Genomic DNA, 19,084 nt, shown 5'->3' on the forward strand with positions numbered 1-19,084 from the left:
CACCCGGCCACCATACTCCGGCCGGGTGCCGCTGCCAGCGCTGTCCGTCATCCGGGCAGGTCTTCCGCGCCTCGCTGCCCGATGGTCAACGACAGGTCGCCGAAGAACACCACGGAGCCCGGGGCGACGCGCACCCGCTGGTCCGGCAAACAGACGATCCGCTGGCCGTCCGGCAGCGTGACCAGCGTGCCGTTGGTCGACCCGCGGTCCATCACCCAGGCACCGGCGACATCCGCGCCCAACACCAGGTGGGTCTTGGACACCGACATGCCCGGGTCCTGCACCGCCACCGCGCGCAGGCCGACCAGCGGGGCCGGATTGCGTCCGATCAGCACCGGACCCCCGTCCAGATCGACCAGCGTGCCGTCCGGCAGCCGCGCGGCCCACCCAGCCGGACCGGGCTGACGCTCGGGACCGGATGCGGAGTCCTGCCGGCCAGCCGACGAGGCGTCGCGGCTCTCCCCGGGTCGTCGGGAGGCGGCGACCTCGCCGGGCTGCGGGGGGCGACCCTCCGGAGTGGTCACAGCGGGCGATCCGGCCAACGACGGGGCCGGGCCGAGCAGATCGGCGAGACCCTGCCCCGCACCGGACTGGCTGGATGGGCCGGATGTCGCCGCGGGGTCGGACCAGAACGAGTCCATCGGCGGCACGACCGCATCGCGGGGCGTCTGCGGGGCATGACCCGGCGTCCCCGGGACTGGCCGCGGATCGGCGGGAACCGGCGGCAGCTGGGTGGTGTCGTGCATGGCACCACCCGCCGTCGCCTGCGACACCGAGGCTCGCGACGGTGGCAGCGGGAGTCTCGGCTGCGATGGACCACCGGGTGGCAACGACGCTTCGGGCGCTACCGGGGTTCCGGAGGGCACCGGGGTTCCAGGGGCTACCGGGGCTCCAGGCTGCGACGGGCCACCGGACGTCACCGGGCTCGCGGGCGGCAACGGCTCGGTCCGTGCGGCTACCGGGGCGTCGGAGTGTGGCGGGTTGACCGGCTCGGCACCCGGTGCACCGTTCACCCAGCCGGGCAGCCGGTCACCGAGCGGGATCGCGCGGGTGTCGCGGTCCGTGGGCCGCTCGGATGCCGGCAGCGGCGGCAGCACCAACTCGGGACCCTGCACGGGCTGGCCGCTGGCGATCATGCCCGCCCACCGGGTGTGCTCGGGCACCGGCGGGTCACCGGGGCGGGGCGCGACGGTGGGCACCGCCCCGGACAGCGGGCTGAACTCTGGCGAACTCGACAGTGTGCCGAGTTCCGGCGCGGCAGCGGATGGCCCGCCCGTGGCCCGCGTCGTGTCAGGGCCGGAGGGTGCCCCGGGGACAGTGCCGAAGGGTTGACCGGCGTCCGGCGCGCCCTGCGGCGCACTCGCGACGGGCGAACCAGCGGACTCCGCGGCCAATCCGGTGCGGTCGTCCACACCAACCCGGTGCTGATCCAGACGGGCGGAGGCGGGCCGGGCCCACACATCGACCACGATGGCCTCGGCAACCCGGTCGTGCCAACCACGGCGACGGCCACTGGGGTCCCAGAACACCGAGGCATACACCACCCACTGGCCGACCCCGCAGGCGAGAGTGCCGAGGGAGACGATCAGCCCGCGGATGAGCGCCCGGCCCATGCCGATCGGTCGACCGGTGAGCACATCGACCACCCGCAGCCCGACCAATCGACGTCCGATCGTCCAGCCCTGGGTGCCGTGCAGCACCCACTGGACGATCCCCCACACCAGCAGCAGCGCACCGCCGATCAGTGTGGGCAGCAGCGCCAGCGTGGGCCGCGCACCGGTGCCGTTGGTGCCCAGACCGGACAGCAGCGCCGACAGCCAGATCGGCAGGGCGCACAACGAGGTGCCGACCCCGTCGATCACGACGGCCAGGATGCGTCGCCCCAGGGGTGCGGGCGGTGCGCCGATCACGGCGGCGGTGCTCATCGTTGCTGTCTCCTTGTTCTGATCGCCCGGCGCTGGCGGCGCGCGGCCGCGCGGGTGCGCAGTGACCGGGTGGTGATCCGTCCCCGCCATCGTGCCCGACGGGGAAGGGCGGCCCGCATCCGGGCCAGGGTGCTGTCGACGTCGGCCCAGAACCGGCGGGCTTGGTCGACGGAGGGGTCGACCGGGCCGAAGACGACCTGGTCGGCGTGTGCGGCCAGGTCGCGGACGGCGGGGGCGACCGCGGGATCGTCGGCGGCGGGGCCGGAGCGACGGCGTCGGCGACTGCGACGGTCGGGGGTGGCCGCGGCCATCGCTCCCCCGGAGGTGAAGGCGGCACCGAGTCCGGCGGCGGTCTCCCGACGGGTGGCCAGCGGGTCGGTGCTCAGCCGCAGGTCGGTGGCGAGGTCGAGCACCTCCTGCCAGCCGCCGATCACCCGGCGCACCGGCTCGGGATCGGAGCGTCGCTTGAACCGACGACGCGCCTTGAGCGCCATGATCACCAGGAACGGAGCGGCGATCAGGAGCAGCAGACCAGAGCCGGCGGCCACACCGACCAGCACCTTCTGCCAGACCGCGAGCGCGCCCGCATCGTCCTGGTCGTCGGTCTGCGGGTCCTCGGCGTCGTCATTCGGCGGGTCGACCGGGTCGGCGGGCGGAGGCGGCGGCTGGGCGACCTGGGGTTCGGGCTCGGACGGACTGGTCTCGTCGTCCTCCTGCGGGGTCTGCGACTCCGGTGGGGTCGGGTCGAAGGTGATCCAGCCGTACCCAGCGAACTGGATCTCGACCCACGCGTGCACATCGGCACCGGTGACGGTGATCGGCTCGTCGGCATCCCGGGCGGCGATGCTGCCGTCCTCCTCCATGCCGGGGATGAAGCCCATCACCACTCGGGCGGGCAACCCCATCTGCCGGGCCATCAGGGCCATCGCCGCGGCGTACTGCTCGTCGTCGCCGACCATCAGGTCCCCGCCGAGCAGGCTGGTCAACCGGTCCGCACCGTGCCCGGACAGCGACGGGTAGTCCCCGGCAGCGGTGAGTCCGTGCGAGAAGTAGCCGCCCTCGGACAGCTCCTGCTCAAGGGCGCGGGCCACCTGCAACGAGGTCTCGGCATCGCGTGCGGCGTCGCCCGCGGCGGTGATGACGGCATCGGGCACCCCGCTGGACTCCGGCAAATCGGTGCTGGCTGCGGCGGCATCGCCGATCTGCTCGTCCTCGGGCTCGGTGGGCACGACGGTGTCGACGGTGTAGTGCGTGCCGGAGCCGATGCCACCGGTCACCACCGCGGAGCCGGTCGCGTCGTTGTAGCGCAGCTCGGACTGTGCGGTGCTGTCGTCGAAGGTGATCGCGGCGGCCTCGCCGACGGTGGGCAGCCACACCCCGGACAGGCCGTCGATGGTGAACTCGACCTCGGCGCGCTCCCCCGCGGCGGTCGGGCCGTCCTCGTCCACGGTGCTGCCGACCCGGCGGAACTGACCGGAGGACCGCGAGCTGCCATCACCCGCCACGTTCCACACCACCCCGTCGAACCGGTCGAAGGTGGCCAGGCGAATCCGACCGCCCTGCGGCAGACCGGTCACGGTGAACAGGTCGACGGTGTCGTCGTCCTTGACATAGGAACGGAAGGCCGACAGCGGGCTCGGATAGTCGTAGGGGTCGAAGGGCGGGATCAGCTGTTCGCGCAACACGAACCGGTCGTCGTTCGCCTGAACCGCCGCACCCCCGCCAATCCCGGTACCGAGCGAGGCGACCACCAGGAGCGCCAGCACGGCCGGGCGTCGCAGCCGCAACCGGCCACCGCGCCAGGAGGCCCACAGCAGCAGTCCTAGGGCGAGCACCCCACCGACCACGGCGGGCAGCACCGTGTCCCGAGCACCGAGCACCACCGCACCGGCCAGCACCAGCGGCGCGGGTACGGCGGCCAGCGGTGCCCAACGCCGGTCCGCTGCGGCCAACCGCACCCCGGCCAGCGCTCCGACCAGGGCGAGCAGGTACGGCGGCACCATCAGCCACCCCGTGTCGCCGAGCGGGGGTTGCAGGGTCAGCGAGTCCTTCCAGCCCAGCGCGGCACCCCGCACCACCTGGGCGAGGGAGGCGGGGGTGGGCACCACCGAGGCAATGGTGGTCTCCGGGGTCGCCAGCGGACCACCGACGATGGCCGCCACCGCCAGGGTGATGGCGGTGGCGACCAGGCCGTTCCACCGCCAGCGGATCATCACCAGCGCCAACAGGGTGCCGAGCACGGCACCACCGACCGCGGGCCGCAGCAGGGTCGTCCCGCCGTAGACCGGCAGCAGGGGGGTCAACGCGAGCAGCACCGCCACCAGCGGCACGATCACGTCCAATACCCGGGCGGCACCGGAACGCGCGGGGGTGCGCGGGGTGGTGGAGCGCCGCCGGGTCCGGGTCGGTGCCGGGGCGGTGGCGGGGGCGCTCATGACCGGGCCGCCAGTCGCAGGGCCCGGGGCAGGTCCTCCAGAGCACCGAGCTGTACCAGGCTCAGGCCGCGCTGGGTGCGCACCTGCACCTCGGCACCGGGCCGACAGCCGATCGCCACGGTGCGGGTGCCCTCCGGGACGTGCCGGGCAGCCGCGCGCAGATCAGCGTCGCTCGGCTGCGATCCGGTCACCAGAAAGGCCAGCGTGACATCGGGGACCTCCCGGGCCACCCGACGTCCGAGCATCGAGGACGGCGCGCCATCGGGGGTACAGGCCAGCGCCGAGCAGTCGTCCAGGAACGGGCGACGGGTGGTGGTGCGGACCCGGGTGCTGCCCGCCAGTACGGCCAGCGGGTGTTCCTCGGCCATCACCTGGACGCCGAGGGAGGCCAGCACGCTGACGGCCAGTTCCAGGTCCTCCTCGTCGCGGCTGTAGTCCCGGGGGTCGGTGGACAGCGCCACCGCGGTCTGGGTACGCCGCGTGTCCTCGTACTGCTTGACCGTGAGCACGCCGCGACGGGCCGTGGTGCGCCAGTGGATCGAGCGCCGGTCGTCGCCGACCACGTAGTCGCGCAGGGCGTGGAACGCCAGGTCGGAGTCGGACAGGTCGCGGGTGGAGCCACCCTCCAGATCACGCAGCAGCCCGGAGTCCGCGCCGGTCAGCATCACGATCCGGGGGTGGACGTACAGGTCCTCGGCACCGGTGGTGGTGGCGTGGCGGACGGCCAGTCCGAGCGGATCGGCGCGCACTGCACGCACGGGCCCGACCGTGACCACCGCACGCCGGTGGGTCGGCACCGCGAACAGCTCCTCGTGTACACCGCCGGGTGCCAGCGCCGGGACGTCCAACTCGGCGCGGCCCTGCCCGACCTGGAGTTCCAGACCAATGGGGCGGGTGCGCCGCTGCGGGGCGGTGACCACCACACCACCGAAGGCACGCTCCCCCACCCGCACCCGCCGATCGGCGAGGTCCAGGCGCACCCGGTGCGGCAACCGGCCCAGGGTGCTCGCCAGCGCGACCAGCACCGCGACCACCGCCACCGCACCCAGCGCGGTCAGCTCGGCCCAGCCCAGCCACAGCCCTGCCACCAGCGCGGGCAGGCCGAGCGCGAGCGCGCCCCACCCGACCGGCGACAGCCGGGTGTGCGAACGTCCGGTCATCGACTCACGCCCGGGCGACCGGCGGCGGGGTGCTGTCCAGCGCGCGCTGCACCACATCGGTGCTGGTCGCCCCGAGGAAGTCCGCCTCCGGGTCCATCACCAGACGGTGGGCCAACACCGGGATCGCCAGCTCCTTGATGTCATCGGGGATCACATAGGCCCGACCGGCCGCGGCGGCCACCACCCGGGCGCAGCGCACCAGGGCCAGGCCACCACGGACGCTGGCACCCAAGGACGTCTGCGGGTCCTCACGGGTGGCCTCAAGCAGCCGAGCAACGTACTCCAGCACGGCACCGTCGATGTGCACGCCCTGGGCCAGGTCCGCCATCCGCACCACGTCCTCGGTGCCGATCGCCGCGGGCAAGGCGGCGGTGCGGTCGCGCTGCCCTGACAAGATCTCCACCGTGGCGGTGCGGTCCGGGTAGCCGAGGGAGGTGCGCACCAGGAACCGGTCCAGCTGCGCCTCCGGCAGCCGGTAGGTACCGGCCTGCTCGATCGGGTTCTGCGTGGCGATCACGATGAACGGGCGACCCACCGGACGGGTGTCCTTATCGACGGTGACGTGGCCCTCCTCCATCACCTCCAGCAGCGCGGACTGCGTCTTGGGCGAGGCACGGTTGATCTCGTCCGCGAGCAGCACGGAGGTGAACACCGGGCCCTCGTGGAAGACAAACCGGCCGGTGCCCTGATCCCAGATCGTCACGCCGGTGACATCGCTGGGCAGCAGGTCCGGGGTGAACTGAATGCGCTGATGATCGCCACGCACCGAGGCGGCGATCGCCTTGGCCAGCGAGGTCTTCCCGGTACCGGGGGCGTCCTCCAGCAGCACGTGTCCCTCGGCCACCATCGCCGTGAGTACCAGGCGGACCGGGCCATCGGCACCCAGCACCGCCTGCGAGACATTGCGGGTCAGGGCACCGAAGGTGTGGGAGAACCAGGCGGACTCGTCGGGGGTCATCGGGGCAGTGCTCCTGTCGGGTGGTGCGGGCGGGTCGGGGTGGCGCGGGTCATCCGTCGGACCCTCCGTCGCCGGGGTCGGGGTCGGGCGGCGTCCAGGGGAACGGATTCCCGGACCAGGTGCCGATGGCCTCCCCCACCGCGTTGACGGCGGTCACGGTGACCTGGACCCAGCCGTCCTGGCCCACAGTGGCGGGCACAGCCATGTCCAGCGAGCTCGCGGTGGTCTGTCCGGAGGTGAACTCACCGTCCGCAGCCGTGATCCGCAGCCGGAAGGTCACGGTCGAACCGCCGCTGTCCGGCGCGGACCAGGTGATCCGGGCCTGCGTCACCGGTGTCTGGCCACCGCCGGCCAGCGGTGTGGCGGTAATCGATCCGGGCTGTGAGGGCAGAGTCTGCGGGGTGGCGCGCTTGGTCTCGGATTCCGCACCGGAGCCGCCCTCGTTGACGGCTCGGACCTTGATCGCCACCTCCTGACCGGCCGGGCGACCGGTCACGGTGTAGGACGTCGCCAGGCCCACGCTCTGCCACCCGCCGCCGTCGATGGCGATCTCGTAGTAGCGCAGGTCGGAGCCGTTGGTGTCGGTCACCGGCGACCAGCTCGCCGCCACCGACCCGGAACCGGCCGGACCGGACGTCGACGGGGTCAGGCGGAGGTTCTGCACCTGACCGGGCACGCCGTAGGTCTTGGCCTCCGCACGTCCCGCGGCACCGAATCCCGCCTTGTTCCGCGCACTGACCTCAAAGGTGTAAGTCGTGCCGTTGCGGGCACCGTTGAACACGTAGGAGGTCGTGCCACCGCCCAGGGAGATGGGGCTCCCGCCGGAGATGACCAGCTGGTACTCGACGATCTCGGCACCATTGGTGGCACCTGGTGTCCAGTTCACGTTGATCTGACCACCGGCCGGGGTGTTCTCCCGGTTGGCGCTCACCGTCGGCGCGTCCGGCTTGCCCGCCGGGATCTGCGGGGAGGAGGACGGGCTGAACGCGCTCGGCGACTCGGCGGCGCTGTGTGCACGCACCTGCACGGTGTACGCGGTGCCGTTGACCAACCCGTCCCAGCGCACCTGCGGCGAGGTGACCGTCTTGCTGGCCTGGCCACCCGGCGGCGCGGGTGAGATGACCGCGGTATACGAGCTGACCGGCGACCCGTTGGTGTGCGGCACATTCCAGCTGGCCGAAATCCACCCGTCACCCCACTCGGTGCTGGGTGCACCCGGTGCATCCGGGATCGCATCGGGCCGGGCCTTGGCGGAGGCCGGGCTCGGGTCGGACCAGCCGACGGCATTCTGTGCGGCGACCGTGAAGGTGTACTCGACGTTGTTGGTCAGCCCGTTGATCGTGCACGTGGTCGAGGCGCAGGCCCGCTGCTCCCCACCCGGACTGACAGTGACCCGGTAGCCCTGGATCGGCTCGCCACGGGCATCCGGCGCATCCCAGCTCAGCACCACGGTCGCGTCACTGACATCGCCGATCCGTGGGGCCTTGGGCACGGCCGGCTTGCCACGCACCCGCAGGGTGATGGTGGCGGCGACCTCGCGGCTGGCGTCATCCGTGGCGTCCCGGACCCGGACCTGCACCACCATCTGGCCGGTGAGGTCGGCATCCGGTCGGATCGCCACAGAGCTGCCGGAGACCGACGCGGTGCCGGTGCCGGGGGTCTGCACGCTCGCCCCCACCAGGGTCAACGGCTGATCCGGGAACGGGTTGTAGGCACCGGAGAGGATGTCCACCAGCATCTCCTGGCCCTGCACACCGTCGTTGATCATCCGGTCGGGCACGCTGGCCAGGCGACGGGTACTGGCGATGGCCCGCACCTCGACCTGCACGTCCATCACCCCGGCGCGGCCGTAGGTGAGCTGCAACTGGACGGTCCCGGCCGAGCCCTTCATGGTGGTGGTGGCCGCGGAGACACTCAGTCGGCTGCCGTCCAGAGACGCGGAGAACCCGGCGGGTGCGCCCGACGTCAGGCGGAAGCCATAGGTCTGGTCACCGTCCGCGCCCTCGACGCCCTGGGTGAAGTTCTTCAGATCGACCATCACCGGCGCCTCACCGGGAGCGACCTCGATCCTGCTGGGCGAGAAAGTCGGCGGGTAGTCGTCCTCGGTGAAGACCGTGATCGGCAGCGTGAGGGTGCGGGTGCGGGCATTCAGGTCATCGGGGCCGGTGGCATCGGTGACCGGCACCGTGATCGACGCCGGACCCACGTAGTCCGCCTCGGAGGTGAACTGCAACGTGGTGGCGTCCACCACCAACTCGGCACCGTTGGACCGGGTGGCGGTGACGGCGGTGGCGTCCGCGATCTGCGCGCTCCGCCCGGGTGCGACCTGGACCTGGGCACCGAGGGAGATCGTCAACGTCTCACCACTGGCCACCCGCAGCTCATCTGCCTTGGGGCGCAGCTGCGGCGGGAAGAAGCCGAGCGCGGGCACCGTGATGAAGGCGTAGGCGGTTGCCGTGCCGGTCTCATCGGCGGTGTTGGTCAGCTGGTAGGGCAGGGTCTGCGCGGTCTCGGTCAAGGTGATCCGCACGGTGCCGTCCGCCCGCACGGTGGCGACATCCTGCGCGCTGGCCGGAACCGACACCGCCAGGTCGGACATCGGGCCACTGGGGTTCTGCGCGACCTCCAGCACATTCACGTCGACCGAGGTCTTGTCGATGGTGTCGGCGGGCGGCACCACCACGTCCTTGGCCACCGGGGGCAGCAGGGTCGCATTCGGGTCCACTCGCACGGTCAGCACCGCACCGGAGCGGGCACCCCGCTCGTTGGAGGCCGAGTAGCCGATGGTGTACGCGCCTTCACCACCCGGCGCGTCGACGACGATGCGCGAACCGTCCACCTCGGCGACGAGTTCGGCGGGAACCTCCAGATCCTCGTCCAGGGACAGATCGCCACCGGCCAGATCCACATCGTTGTCCAGCACGCGGACCTCGACCCGCTGGCCTGGTCGGACGGTGACCTCGTCATCACGGGCGACGACGCGGTTGCTGTCCTCCGGACGGTCCACGATGCCGACCCGGACCGTGCCGACCGCGCGCTGCCCGGTCCAGTCCTCGACCGCGTAGGTGAAGTCGTCGGTGCCGGACTCCCCCGGCAGCGCCTCGTACTCGATCCAGTCCGCGCCGACCGCGGTGACCCGGCCCTTGGTGCCCGCCGTGTCAACGCCGAGCAGGGTCACACCGTCGCCGTCAACGTCGATGCCCACCAGGGGGATCGCCAGTCGGACGGTGTCACCGGCGAACACCCGGCCGACCACCTCCTTCGGCCGCGGCGGGACCTTGGTCGCCGGATCGGATTCGTGCACTCGGACGGTCGCGGTCGCCGCGGTCTGGTTCCCGGCGCTGTCGGTCACCACAAAGGTGGCCCGCACGGTCATGGCAGTGTCCGGTGCCTGATAGCGCAGCACGTCACCGGAGACGAACATCAGCCCCTGGCCCTCGCCCAACGGCTCAGCGAACTGGGTGGACAGCGCGATGGTGTCGCCATCGGGGTCGTAGGCGTCCTCCAGCACCGGGATTGTCACCACACCCCCGGTGCGGACCTCGACCACGGCGTTCGGCACCACCGGGGGCTGCGAGGTGGTCGCCGGTGGCACGGGCTGCACCAGAATCTGCCCGGTGGCGACCGCACTGCCGTTGGACACCACGTACTCGAGCAACACCGGCTCGGCGAGCGCCCCGACGGCGGAGATCTCGATCAGCTCGTGGCCCCGGACCGCCACCTTGAGCTCGTCGTTGGAGCCCACCGACTGCAAGACCAGCACCCCGCCGGCGGGGTCGACGTCATTGGCGAGCGGTGCGACGGTGACGTCCCCACCGGTGGGAAGCCAGGCACGATCCAGCACGGCCACCGGGGGGTCCGGCACCTCCGGCGGGTCCACCACGTCGATCCGGGCCAGACCGGTGGCCTGCTGCGGGGCGGCAGCCACGGTGAAGGAGACGTAGTAGGTCCCGGCCCGGGGCGCGGAGAACTGGATCGTCCCCTGGTCCAGATCTGGGGTGATCGTGGTGCCGGAGACCTGATCCACCCCCGCCAGGCGCGGGGTCTCCGCACCGTGGGTGCGCACTGCCTCCAGCGGTAGCAGGGTGACCTTGCGATCGACGTAGGTCTCCGCGTGCACCGGGTCCAGTTGCAGGTCGAGTGTGCCGGCAGCCCGGACGTCGACGTCGACGGTGCCCTCCGTGGTGTGGGTGCCGTCCGAGACCAGCAGGTGCACCGTGGTCGGCCCCAGGTCGCCGCCATCGGCGACGTAGGTGAGCGTGCCGTCCTGGCGGAACCGGGCGGTGCCCTTCTCCGCGGTGGCCCCGACCAGGGTCAGCTCATCGCCGTCCGGATCGGAAAAGTCCGCGAGCACCGGGTAGGTCGCGGTGGCCTGCTGTTCGATCAGGATGCTGCCGGTGCGGTCCTGCACCGGGGGCTCGTCCTGGCTGTCCCGGACGGTGAGCGTCACCGTGGCGGTGGACGGGGAGCTGGTGCCGCGCCCGTCGCTGATCGAGTAGGTGAAGCTGACGCTGCCGCTGGCCTCGGGGTTCACCCGCACCTGCATCGCGCGGCCACCGTAGACCGGTTCCAGGGTGCCGAAGGCCTCCGGCAGCGGGTCGTACTCGGTGATCGCGAGGATGCCGCAGTCCGAGGAGGTGTCGTTGTCGATCACCGACAGGATCGCCGAGCGGCCCGGGCGCACTCCGAAGTCGTTATCGACCGCGGTGGGGGTGGCGCTGTTGGTCGAGCACTCCGCCACCAGCTGGTGGGTGGTGCGGTCGCCCTCGGCCTCCTCGTTCTCGTCCTCGGTCTCCTCCTCCGGGATCACCTGGGACCAGTCCGGCTCGCGCAGCTCGGTGTCCTCCAGGGGCAACCAGAGTCGACCGTCGGTGGTCTCGTTCAGCGCCACCACCGACCGGTTCACCCGGAACTTCAGCGTCGCACCGGAGGTCATGCCGTCCAGGGTGACCAGCTGCTCAGACTGCCCGTCGCACAGCAGGAGGTAGTTGTCCTTCACCGACGGCCACGCGGCATGACCGCAGTCACCGACCCGGACCGGGGCAGCCGGAGTGCCACCGCCACCACCGTCGTGCGCGGCCACGACCGAGCCGTCGGCGATGGAGGCTTCGACCAGCCCGGAGCTGCCCGCGACCAACACCACATCGGCCTGCGGTCCGGGCTGTTGCAGCACCGGCGAGCTCAGGCCGAGTGAGGCCGAGCCGCCCTGGGTGCGCAGAGTGTCGCCGTCCAACCCGATCACGGTGTCACCCACCGCGGTCACCGCGTCGACGCCGCCGTCCAGGCTGGACTCCTCGGTGGTGGTCGCAGCGCCGCCGCTGCGCGGGGTCAATCGGGTCACCGCACCGGTGTCCGTGGCGACCAGGAACGCGTCTCCGGAGCTGCCCACCACCACACGCGCGTCGCCGTCCACGGTGGCGTCGGCCGGATCGGTGGAGGTCTGCAATGCCGGCAGGTCAGCGAGGGTGCGGACCCAGACTTGCCCCTCGGCGTCCAGCACGGCCACGGTGCCGGCCTGCATCGACACCTGGGCACCGGCGGGCACCGCCACCTCGGCCGCTGCCGCCACCGACGCCGGGTCGACCAGGGTCAGCGCGCCCGGCTCCACCAGCAGGACGTCCGCGGCCTCCTGCTGCACATCGAAGTCGCCACTCTTGGCGACCAGCCCGGCGTTCAGCTCCTCGACCTGGGCGTTGTAGCGGCCGAGTTGCAGCGTGCTGGTGGCGGTCAACCAGACCGCTCCGTCGTTCAGATCGACCTGGGCCAGCGGGAACCCCGGGTTGACCACCGCAAGGGTCGCCAATACCGCCGGGACGGTGACCACCGCCGCCGTCGAGGCTGTCCGCTTGCGATCCCAGGGCCACTTCACGGGGTACATCCCTCCGCGGGGGTGGTGGAGGCACGACGGTCGGCGCGCACCACGGACACCTCCACACACACCTGACCGGCCAGGTCGTCCAGATCCTCGGGGCGGATCGTGACCTGTTCCTCCTCCACCGGCTGCAACTGGGTCAGTCCGGTCGCCGACCGCACGCCCCACAGGTAGCTGTCGCCGTCCTGCGGATCGGGGTTGGTCCAGGTGAACACCACGCTGCCATCGGCCTGCCACACACCGGTCAGCCCGACCGGAGTGGGCACCGTCAGCCCCACCGTGGGTGCGGGGGCGGTCATCTGGTCGTTGTCCAGGTTCTCGGCGCGATCCGGGTTCCTGGTCACGAGGACGACGACGGCGACCGCCGCCACCAGCACCACGGCGGAGACGATGCCGGCCACCAGACGACCGATCCGGCGCTGACGTGGCTCCGGGTCCACCGAGACCCGAATGTCCACCCCCTGCGTCGGGTCAACCAGCGGGGCCTGACCCGGGGGCACCGAGCGGACCGGGCGCATCCGGGTGGAGTCGTCGTCCAACGCGGGCACCGGTGCCCCTGAGAAGGCCGGAGCACCAGGGGCGACCGGCGACACCTGGGTGACCGTCCGGGCCCGGGTGGCGTCCGCATCGACCGCGGTCCGCGGCTGGGCCTCGACCTGGTGCACCCCGCGTGCGCGTGTCGCATCCGGGTCGCCGACCCCGACACCAGGCTGTCCGCCAACGGTCAGGGCACCCGATTCCTCACCGAGGTCCAGCGGGGTCAGGGGCAAGCCGAGGTCCGCCTCCACCGCGCGCAGATCCATCGCGAGCTCGACAGCCTGCGCATGCCGACGCGAGGGGTCGGCGGCCATCGCACGGGCCAGCACCGTGCGCAACCGGGCCGGAACGTCATCCCGGGTGAACGGCGTCGGGATCCCACGCTCGATCCGACCGACCAGATCCGCCGCGTCGTTCTGCCCACCAGGACGCTCGAAGGGCGAACGGCCCGCCAACGCGGAGTACAGCGTGGCCGCCAAGGAGTACACATCCGCACGGGGACCGGCCTGCGGCACAGCGGCCAGCAGCTCCGGTGCCGCCCACGGAATGGACATCCCCTGCGCGGGCTGCGGGTCGTCCACGGGCGCGGCGATCCCGAAGTCGCTCAGGATCGGTCGGCCCAGATCGTTGGCCAGGACATTCGCGGGCTTGATGTCCCGGTGCACGATGCCGGCCCGGTGCATGGTCTCCACCGCACAGGCCAAGCGCACCCCGATCTGCAGCACCTCGGCCACGCCGATCCGCTCCGTGCGGTAGCGCTGGCCCAGATTCGGGCGGGAGCAGAACTCCATCACCAGGAACTCGCGGCCGTCCTCGGTGACACCCGCCTGGTAGACGGTGACGATGGACGGGTGCCCGGAGACCCGAGCGGTCAGGTCCGCCTCACGCTCGAATGCGGACTTCTCCGCATCACCGACGGTAGGCAGCAGAACCTTGACCGCCACGGCACGACGGGGCAGCTGCTGCTCGTAGACGTAGACGTCGGCCGCGCCCCCGCCGCCGAGCACGCTCTGGAACGTGTAGCCGGGAAGTCGCGGTGCCGGCGCGGCCTCGCGGGGACTCATGCAGGCGGCTCCACGGTGAAGGTGACTCCATCGCCCAGATCGACGACCTCGCCCGGCTGCACCGCCACGGCCTCACCCGCAGCGATTTTGCGGGGCGGCAGGCCACCGGAGGACACCGTGATCCCATTGGTGGAGAACAGGTCGGTGACCAGCACACGGCCGCTCTCCACCCGGACCTCGGCGTGGGTGCGGGAAATGTCCTGCGTGGGGCTGGGCACAGCCACCGTGCGGGTACGGACGCCCTCCGGCGCCCGGGCCGCCTGCGGTGCGCGGCCGATCAGCAGCACGCCGTCGACCGGCACGACCACCCCGGTGGACAGTGCCACCCGCGGGAAGGAATCGGGTGCCGGGGCCGGAGCGGCCAGCGGCGTCGCACCGGCTGCCGACGGTCCCGGTGCCGGGGCGGGCGCGGGCGTGGCACCGGTGGAGGGGAACTGACCGGACTGGGACACCGCCCAGGACGGCAGGTTCTGACGGATGCTGGCTAGCTCGCCGCTGAGGATGGTCATGCCGTCGTGGTCGTCCTCAGACGCCGGGCCGGGCAGGACAGGTGCCGCGGCGGTGGTGACGGGGGCCGGGAACACCGGTGCCGACGGTGCGGGCGAGGCGGTCGGGGCGGATGGTGCAGCCGGGCTCGGAGCTGCGGGCGTGGACGACGCGGGGGTCAGGGACGGCGCGGGTGCCGGAGACGGTGCGCCCACCGGAGATGCGCCGGGTGCCGACTGCGGAGCGGCGGCAGGCGACTGCGGCGTGGCGGGGGCGGCGGGAGCCTTCGGTGCGACCGGGGCAAACGGGGCCTTCGGTGCAGCAGAGCTAGGCGCGGCGGGCGAGGCGGGCGCGGCGGGGGCCTTCGGCGTGACCCCGGCAGACGCGGTCGGGGCCTCCGTCGCGGCAGGAGCGGAGGCCGGTGCGGGTGCAGCCGATGCGGCCTGAGCAGCGACCGGGGACGGCGCTGCCTCCCCCGTTGCCGCGGCCCCCGTCGACGACGTCGCAACAGGCGCAGGCACGACACGTGCGGGCGCTGCCGTGGCGGGGGCCGGTGCCCCTGATGCCGTCGCGGAGGCAGGACGCACCCCCGCACCCGATACACCGGAGTCCGACGACGCGGCAGTCGCGCGCGGGGCTGCGGCGGGACTCTCCGTTCCCGCCGGACCCGAACCCATCGCGGGGGCCGGCTTCGGCCCGGGGCTCGGCTTCGATGCGGCGCTGGGCTTCGACCCGGAGGCCGGACCAGACGCGCCGGAGGACGCAGCCGTCGCCGACCGCTGCTCTGCCGCATCGGCCGAGCCCGCGCCACGATCCGTCCGGGCAGGGGTCACCCCGTCCAACACGATCCGCGACGCGCGCACCACGCCTTCGGTCACGGGCAGGGTCTCCCCCGACCCGTCGGTGCCGGTGGCGCGCAACTCGACCCGGTCGGCGGCGGCCTCGCTGTCCTCCGTCCACAGCACTACCTGCGGGGCGGTACGACGCTGCTCGGTGCCGGAGCGGGTGGTGACGATGCTGGCCTCGCCGCGTAGCGCGGTGTGCAGTCCGTCCGGGACCACGCGTACGGCGGCGAAGGGGCGCAGCCCGCTGATCCCGTCGACCAGCAGCGCCTCCAGCGGACGGTTGAGTCCGGCACGCTCGCGCAGGGTGGTCCACACCTCGCGGACCACGGGGGCGGGGGTGCGCGGGTCGAGCAGCACAGCCGTGTCCGCGACGATCACCCCGTACCACTCACCGGGGCTGTACTCGGGCACGCTCACTGGTCCTCCACCTGGGTCCGGGGGCGCGGGATCGTCGCGCCGTCCACACTCTCGTCCCACGTCCCATCGGCCGGAATGCCGTTGAAGGCGAGCCATCCCGGCGCATTCTCCGGTCCGGCGTGGGCGTCCACCACCACCGCGGTGGTGTTGTCATGTCCGCCGGCCTGCACCGCGAGCCGGACCAACGCCGCTGCGGTCTCGTTCGGGTCGGCACCGTCAGCCAGCACGGTCGCGATCTGCTCGGCGGTCAGCTCGTTGGTCAGGCCGTCTGAGCACAGCAGCAGCCGGTCACCGGGGTGCGCGGGGACCAGCCAGTAGTCGGGGTCGGGATCGGTGCCGGTGCCCAGCGCCCGGGTGAGCACATGCCGTTCGGGGTGCTGCTCGGCTGCGGAGCGAGTGAGCTGTCCGGCGTCGATCAGCTCCTGGACCACCGAGTGGTCCACGCTGAGCTGACCGAGTTCACGGTCCTGGTCGGACCAGCGGTACACCCGGGAGTCGCCGACGTTGAACACCAGCCAGTGCGCGGCGCCGTCCTGTTCGGCCAGGCCGACCCCCGCGACAGTGGTCCCGCCCTCGCGCCGCTCGAAGGTGCTGCGAATTCGGGCCGCCGCCCGCTGGAAGCAGCCTTGCAGGTCCGCGGGTTCCACGGTGGTCAGCCCGGCGGTCTGCGCGAACTCCTCCACCGCCAGTCGGCTGGCGACGTCACCGGCCTCGTGTCCGCCCATGCCGTCGGCGACCAGGAACACCGGCGGGTGGGCGAGCAACGAGTCCTCGTTGAGTGCGCGCACCCGTCCGCGGTCGGTGGCCGAACCCCAGGTCGTCCGCATCTCTCCCCCGTTCCCGGCCGACGCCGGTCAGATCCCGAGCTGGTACACGCCCCAGTAGGCGAGCACCACAAGCAGGGTGGCGCAGGCGACACTCGTGCCCCACAACGCCACATGTCCGATCACTCCGTGGGCGAGTGGGCGACGCATGCGACGTAGTGTCCGCATCCGATCGATCACGAGCACGGCGGCGACCACTGCGGCCAGGCCGAGCAATCGCACACCGAGCCACCCACCCTGCACCACCCAACCGTTGCGTTCGTAGTCCAACGCGAGTCTGGCGACCGACAACAGGTACCAGACCAGGGCGATCACAGTGGTGATCGTGGCCAGAGAAAGCAGTGTGAGCCGTTGAGTGAGGGGTACATCCCGCCCGTCGTGGGGCGGCTGGTGTCGCAGCCTTCGCCACCCGACCATCGCCCAGCGCGTCCCGGGCAGCAGCACCGCTACCCCGATCGCACCGAGGATCAGCACCAGCAACACGTCCCCGTCGCCGAGCCAGCGCGGCTGCGGCACCGGCTGGGCCAGGTACAGCTGCTCGGGCTGCGCGCCGGCGATCCGGGGCGCAGCGTCGGCGGTCTCCGGCAGGCCGAGCACCCACCCACACAGGTCACGCAGGAAGGTCACCGACACCTCGCCGTCGACCCGGATGCCGTGATCGGCACCGCCGTAGTACCGCAGCGTGTAGTCGCTGTTCCCGGCGATCGCGATATCCCGGATCACCTGTTCCGGGCCTTGGATGATCGGCATCGACTGGTCCGCGGTGCCGTAGACCATCAGCACCGGCTGGGTCATCTGCCGCTGGTACTGCGCGACGTCAAAGTCCACGTACTCGAACCCGCCACCGGGCAGCGACATCCCGACCGCGCGCGGGATGGCCCGGAACACCTGATCGGGCACCCCGGTGTTCCGCAGGTACTGGTCGACGGCGAAGGCGGCCTGTTGCCGGGGCGGCACCACCGGCGCAGAGGCCAGCACCACAAAGTCCACCGCGGCGCGCTCGGCGGCCATCACCGGTGCGATCCAGGCGCCCTCACTCTCCCCGTAGATGCCGACCCGGCTGGAGTCGACCTCGGGCAGACCGCGCAGCAGATCGAAGGACACCAGGTAGTCCTGCGCCATCGCCACGTAGTCGCGGTGCCGCATGGAGTAGGTGTCCAGGCGCTTATCCGGCACCATCGTGGCCACCCCGGCCTCGGCCAGCGCATAGGCCTGGTCGACAAAAGCGTCCTCGAACTTCCCAGTCCCGGCACCGTGCACGAACAGCACCGCCGGCACCGGTGCGGGGGCGTCCACCGGGGTCAGGATGCGGGCTTGGACCACCGCCCCATCCAGCGGCACCTCCACCACCCGGGTCTCGACGTCGTAGCTGCCCAGCTCCGGAGCGTCACCGACGGCTGTGGACGCGGACTGCACGGTCAGCGGGTCGGTCACCGGCAGCGGACGCCAGTCAGGTCCCATCAGCGCGCCGATCACCGCGAGCAGGATCGCCCCGGCCAGGACACCGCCGATCAGCCGGTAGAGCGCATCACGGCGAGGCGACCGCGGACGGTGCGCACCAGCAGCGCGCTCGGCGTCCCGGGCCAGTCGGCGACGGTGCCGGGATGCGCTCTCGCCCGAGCGCGGGGCGGTGTCGTCGACTTCGGTCATCAGAAGCCCAGGCGACCGAGCTGCTTGGGGTCGCGCTGCCAGTCCTTGGCCACCTTGACGTGCAGGTCCAGGTACACCCGGGTGCCGAGCAGCGCCTCGATGCCACGGCGCGCGTCGGTGCCGACCTGCCGCAGCCGGGAGCCGGCCCGTCCGATGATGATGGCCTTCTGGGAGTCGCGCTCGACGAACAGGTTCACCCGCACGTCGACCATCGGCTGCTCACCGGCACCGACCTCACGGGGGACGATCTCCTCCACCTGGACGGCCAGCGAGTGCGGCAGCTCGTCGCGCACGCCCTCCAGAGCGGCCTCCCGGACCAGCTCGGCGACCATCACGGCCTCGGGCTCGTCGGTCAGCTCACCCTCCGGGTACAGCGCGGGCCCCTCCGGCAGGTAGCCGGTCAGCAGGGACTCCAGCTCGGCCACCTGGTACCCGTCCTTCGCGGAAACCGGGATGATCTCGGCCCAATCGCCCAGTTCAGAGATCATCAGCAGGTGCTCGGCCAGACGCTGCTTGCTGACCAGATCGGCCTTGGTGGCGATGGCGATCACCGGGGTGCCCCGTCGCCCGCGACTGAGCTCGGCCAGCTGCTCGGCGATGAACCGGTCCCCGGGACCGACCTTCTGATCCGCGGGCAGGCAGAAGCCGATGACGTCGACCTCGGTCAGGGTGTCCCGGACCAGCTCGTTCAGCCGCTCACCCAGCAGGGTGCGCGGGCGGTGCAGCCCCGGGGTGTCGACCAGCACCAGCTGGGCGTCCTCGCGGTGCACGATGCCACGGATGGTGTGCCGGGTGGTCTGCGGACGGCCGGAGGTGATCGCCACCTTCTGCCCCACCAGGGCGTTGGTCAGGGTGGACTTGCCGGCGTTCGGCCGTCCGACCAGGCAGGCGAAGCCGGAACGATGGGTCAC

At 72.1% G+C, this 19,084-nt stretch carries 10 protein-coding genes; all 10 read right to left on the reverse strand.

Annotated features, from left to right (window positions below):
* Nucleotides 1-47 precede the first annotated feature (47 nt).
* From AB0N78_RS03410 to era, 10 genes are read right to left on the reverse strand one after another with little or no spacing between them, the layout of a single operon-like run.
* The gene (locus AB0N78_RS03410) at nt 48-1,925 is read right to left on the reverse strand and encodes an RDD family protein (protein WP_363385856.1); all 1,878 of its coding nucleotides are present in this window, start codon (nt 1,923-1,925) and stop codon (nt 48-50) included.
* Nucleotides 1,922-4,360, reverse strand: a complete 2,439-nt coding sequence (locus AB0N78_RS03415) for a transglutaminaseTgpA domain-containing protein (protein ID WP_363385859.1) — start codon at nt 4,358-4,360, stop codon at nt 1,922-1,924. Before AB0N78_RS03415 ends, AB0N78_RS03410 begins: the two co-directional genes overlap by 4 nt.
* The gene (locus AB0N78_RS03420; protein WP_363385861.1) at nt 4,357-5,520 is read right to left on the reverse strand and encodes a DUF58 domain-containing protein; all 1,164 of its coding nucleotides are present in this window, start codon (nt 5,518-5,520) and stop codon (nt 4,357-4,359) included. Before AB0N78_RS03420 ends, AB0N78_RS03415 begins: the two co-directional genes overlap by 4 nt.
* Nucleotides 5,521-5,524: 4 nt before the next feature.
* Nucleotides 5,525-6,478 (reverse strand): MoxR family ATPase, encoded by a 954-nt coding sequence (locus AB0N78_RS03425; protein ID WP_363385864.1) that lies wholly within the window; start codon nt 6,476-6,478, stop codon nt 5,525-5,527.
* 49 nt (nt 6,479-6,527) lie between these two features.
* The gene (locus AB0N78_RS03430) at nt 6,528-12,347 is read right to left on the reverse strand and encodes a fibronectin type III domain-containing protein (protein WP_363385867.1); all 5,820 of its coding nucleotides are present in this window, start codon (nt 12,345-12,347) and stop codon (nt 6,528-6,530) included.
* A complete protein-coding gene (locus tag AB0N78_RS03435) occupies nt 12,344-13,951 on the reverse strand; it encodes a serine/threonine-protein kinase (RefSeq protein ID WP_363385870.1) in 1,608 nt (535 codons plus the stop codon). The genes AB0N78_RS03430 and AB0N78_RS03435 overlap by 4 nt, the downstream gene beginning before the upstream one ends.
* The gene (locus AB0N78_RS03440) at nt 13,948-15,699 is read right to left on the reverse strand and encodes an FHA domain-containing protein (protein ID WP_363385873.1); all 1,752 of its coding nucleotides are present in this window, start codon (nt 15,697-15,699) and stop codon (nt 13,948-13,950) included. Before AB0N78_RS03440 ends, AB0N78_RS03435 begins: the two co-directional genes overlap by 4 nt.
* Nucleotides 15,696-16,526, reverse strand: a complete 831-nt coding sequence (locus AB0N78_RS03445) for a protein phosphatase 2C domain-containing protein (protein WP_363385876.1) — start codon at nt 16,524-16,526, stop codon at nt 15,696-15,698. Before AB0N78_RS03445 ends, AB0N78_RS03440 begins: the two co-directional genes overlap by 4 nt.
* 27 nt (nt 16,527-16,553) lie before the next feature.
* Nucleotides 16,554-18,173 (reverse strand): prolyl oligopeptidase family serine peptidase, encoded by a 1,620-nt coding sequence (locus AB0N78_RS03450; RefSeq protein ID WP_363385879.1) that lies wholly within the window; start codon nt 18,171-18,173, stop codon nt 16,554-16,556.
* Nucleotides 18,173-19,084 carry a GTPase Era gene (gene era, locus AB0N78_RS03455; protein ID WP_363385881.1) on the reverse strand — a complete coding sequence of 304 codons (912 nt, stop codon included), beginning with the start codon at nt 19,082-19,084 and terminating at the stop codon, nt 18,173-18,175. The genes AB0N78_RS03450 and era overlap by 1 nt, the downstream gene beginning before the upstream one ends.

Origin of the sequence: Cellulomonas sp. NPDC089187 (assembly GCF_040685135.1) — a bacterium.
Lineage (GTDB): Bacteria > Actinomycetota > Actinomycetes > Actinomycetales > Cellulomonadaceae > Cellulomonas.

What these genes read in the sequence shown, in the direction of transcription:
- AB0N78_RS03420 (WP_363385861.1), bottom strand. Translation starts at nt 5,520, where the DNA reads ATGACCGGACGTTCGCACACCCGGCTGTCGCCGGTCGGGTGGGGCGCG.
- AB0N78_RS03450 (WP_363385879.1), bottom strand. Translation starts at nt 18,173, where the DNA reads ATGACCGAAGTCGACGACACCGCCCCGCGCTCGGGCGAGAGCGCATCC.
- AB0N78_RS03410 (WP_363385856.1), bottom strand. Translation starts at nt 1,925, where the DNA reads ATGAGCACCGCCGCCGTGATCGGCGCACCGCCCGCACCCCTGGGGCGA.
- AB0N78_RS03415 (WP_363385859.1), bottom strand. Translation starts at nt 4,360, where the DNA reads ATGAGCGCCCCCGCCACCGCCCCGGCACCGACCCGGACCCGGCGGCGC.
- AB0N78_RS03445 (WP_363385876.1), bottom strand. Translation starts at nt 16,526, where the DNA reads ATGCGGACGACCTGGGGTTCGGCCACCGACCGCGGACGGGTGCGCGCA.
- AB0N78_RS03435 (WP_363385870.1), bottom strand. Translation starts at nt 13,951, where the DNA reads ATGAGTCCCCGCGAGGCCGCGCCGGCACCGCGACTTCCCGGCTACACG.
- AB0N78_RS03425 (WP_363385864.1), bottom strand. Translation starts at nt 6,478, where the DNA reads ATGACCCCCGACGAGTCCGCCTGGTTCTCCCACACCTTCGGTGCCCTG.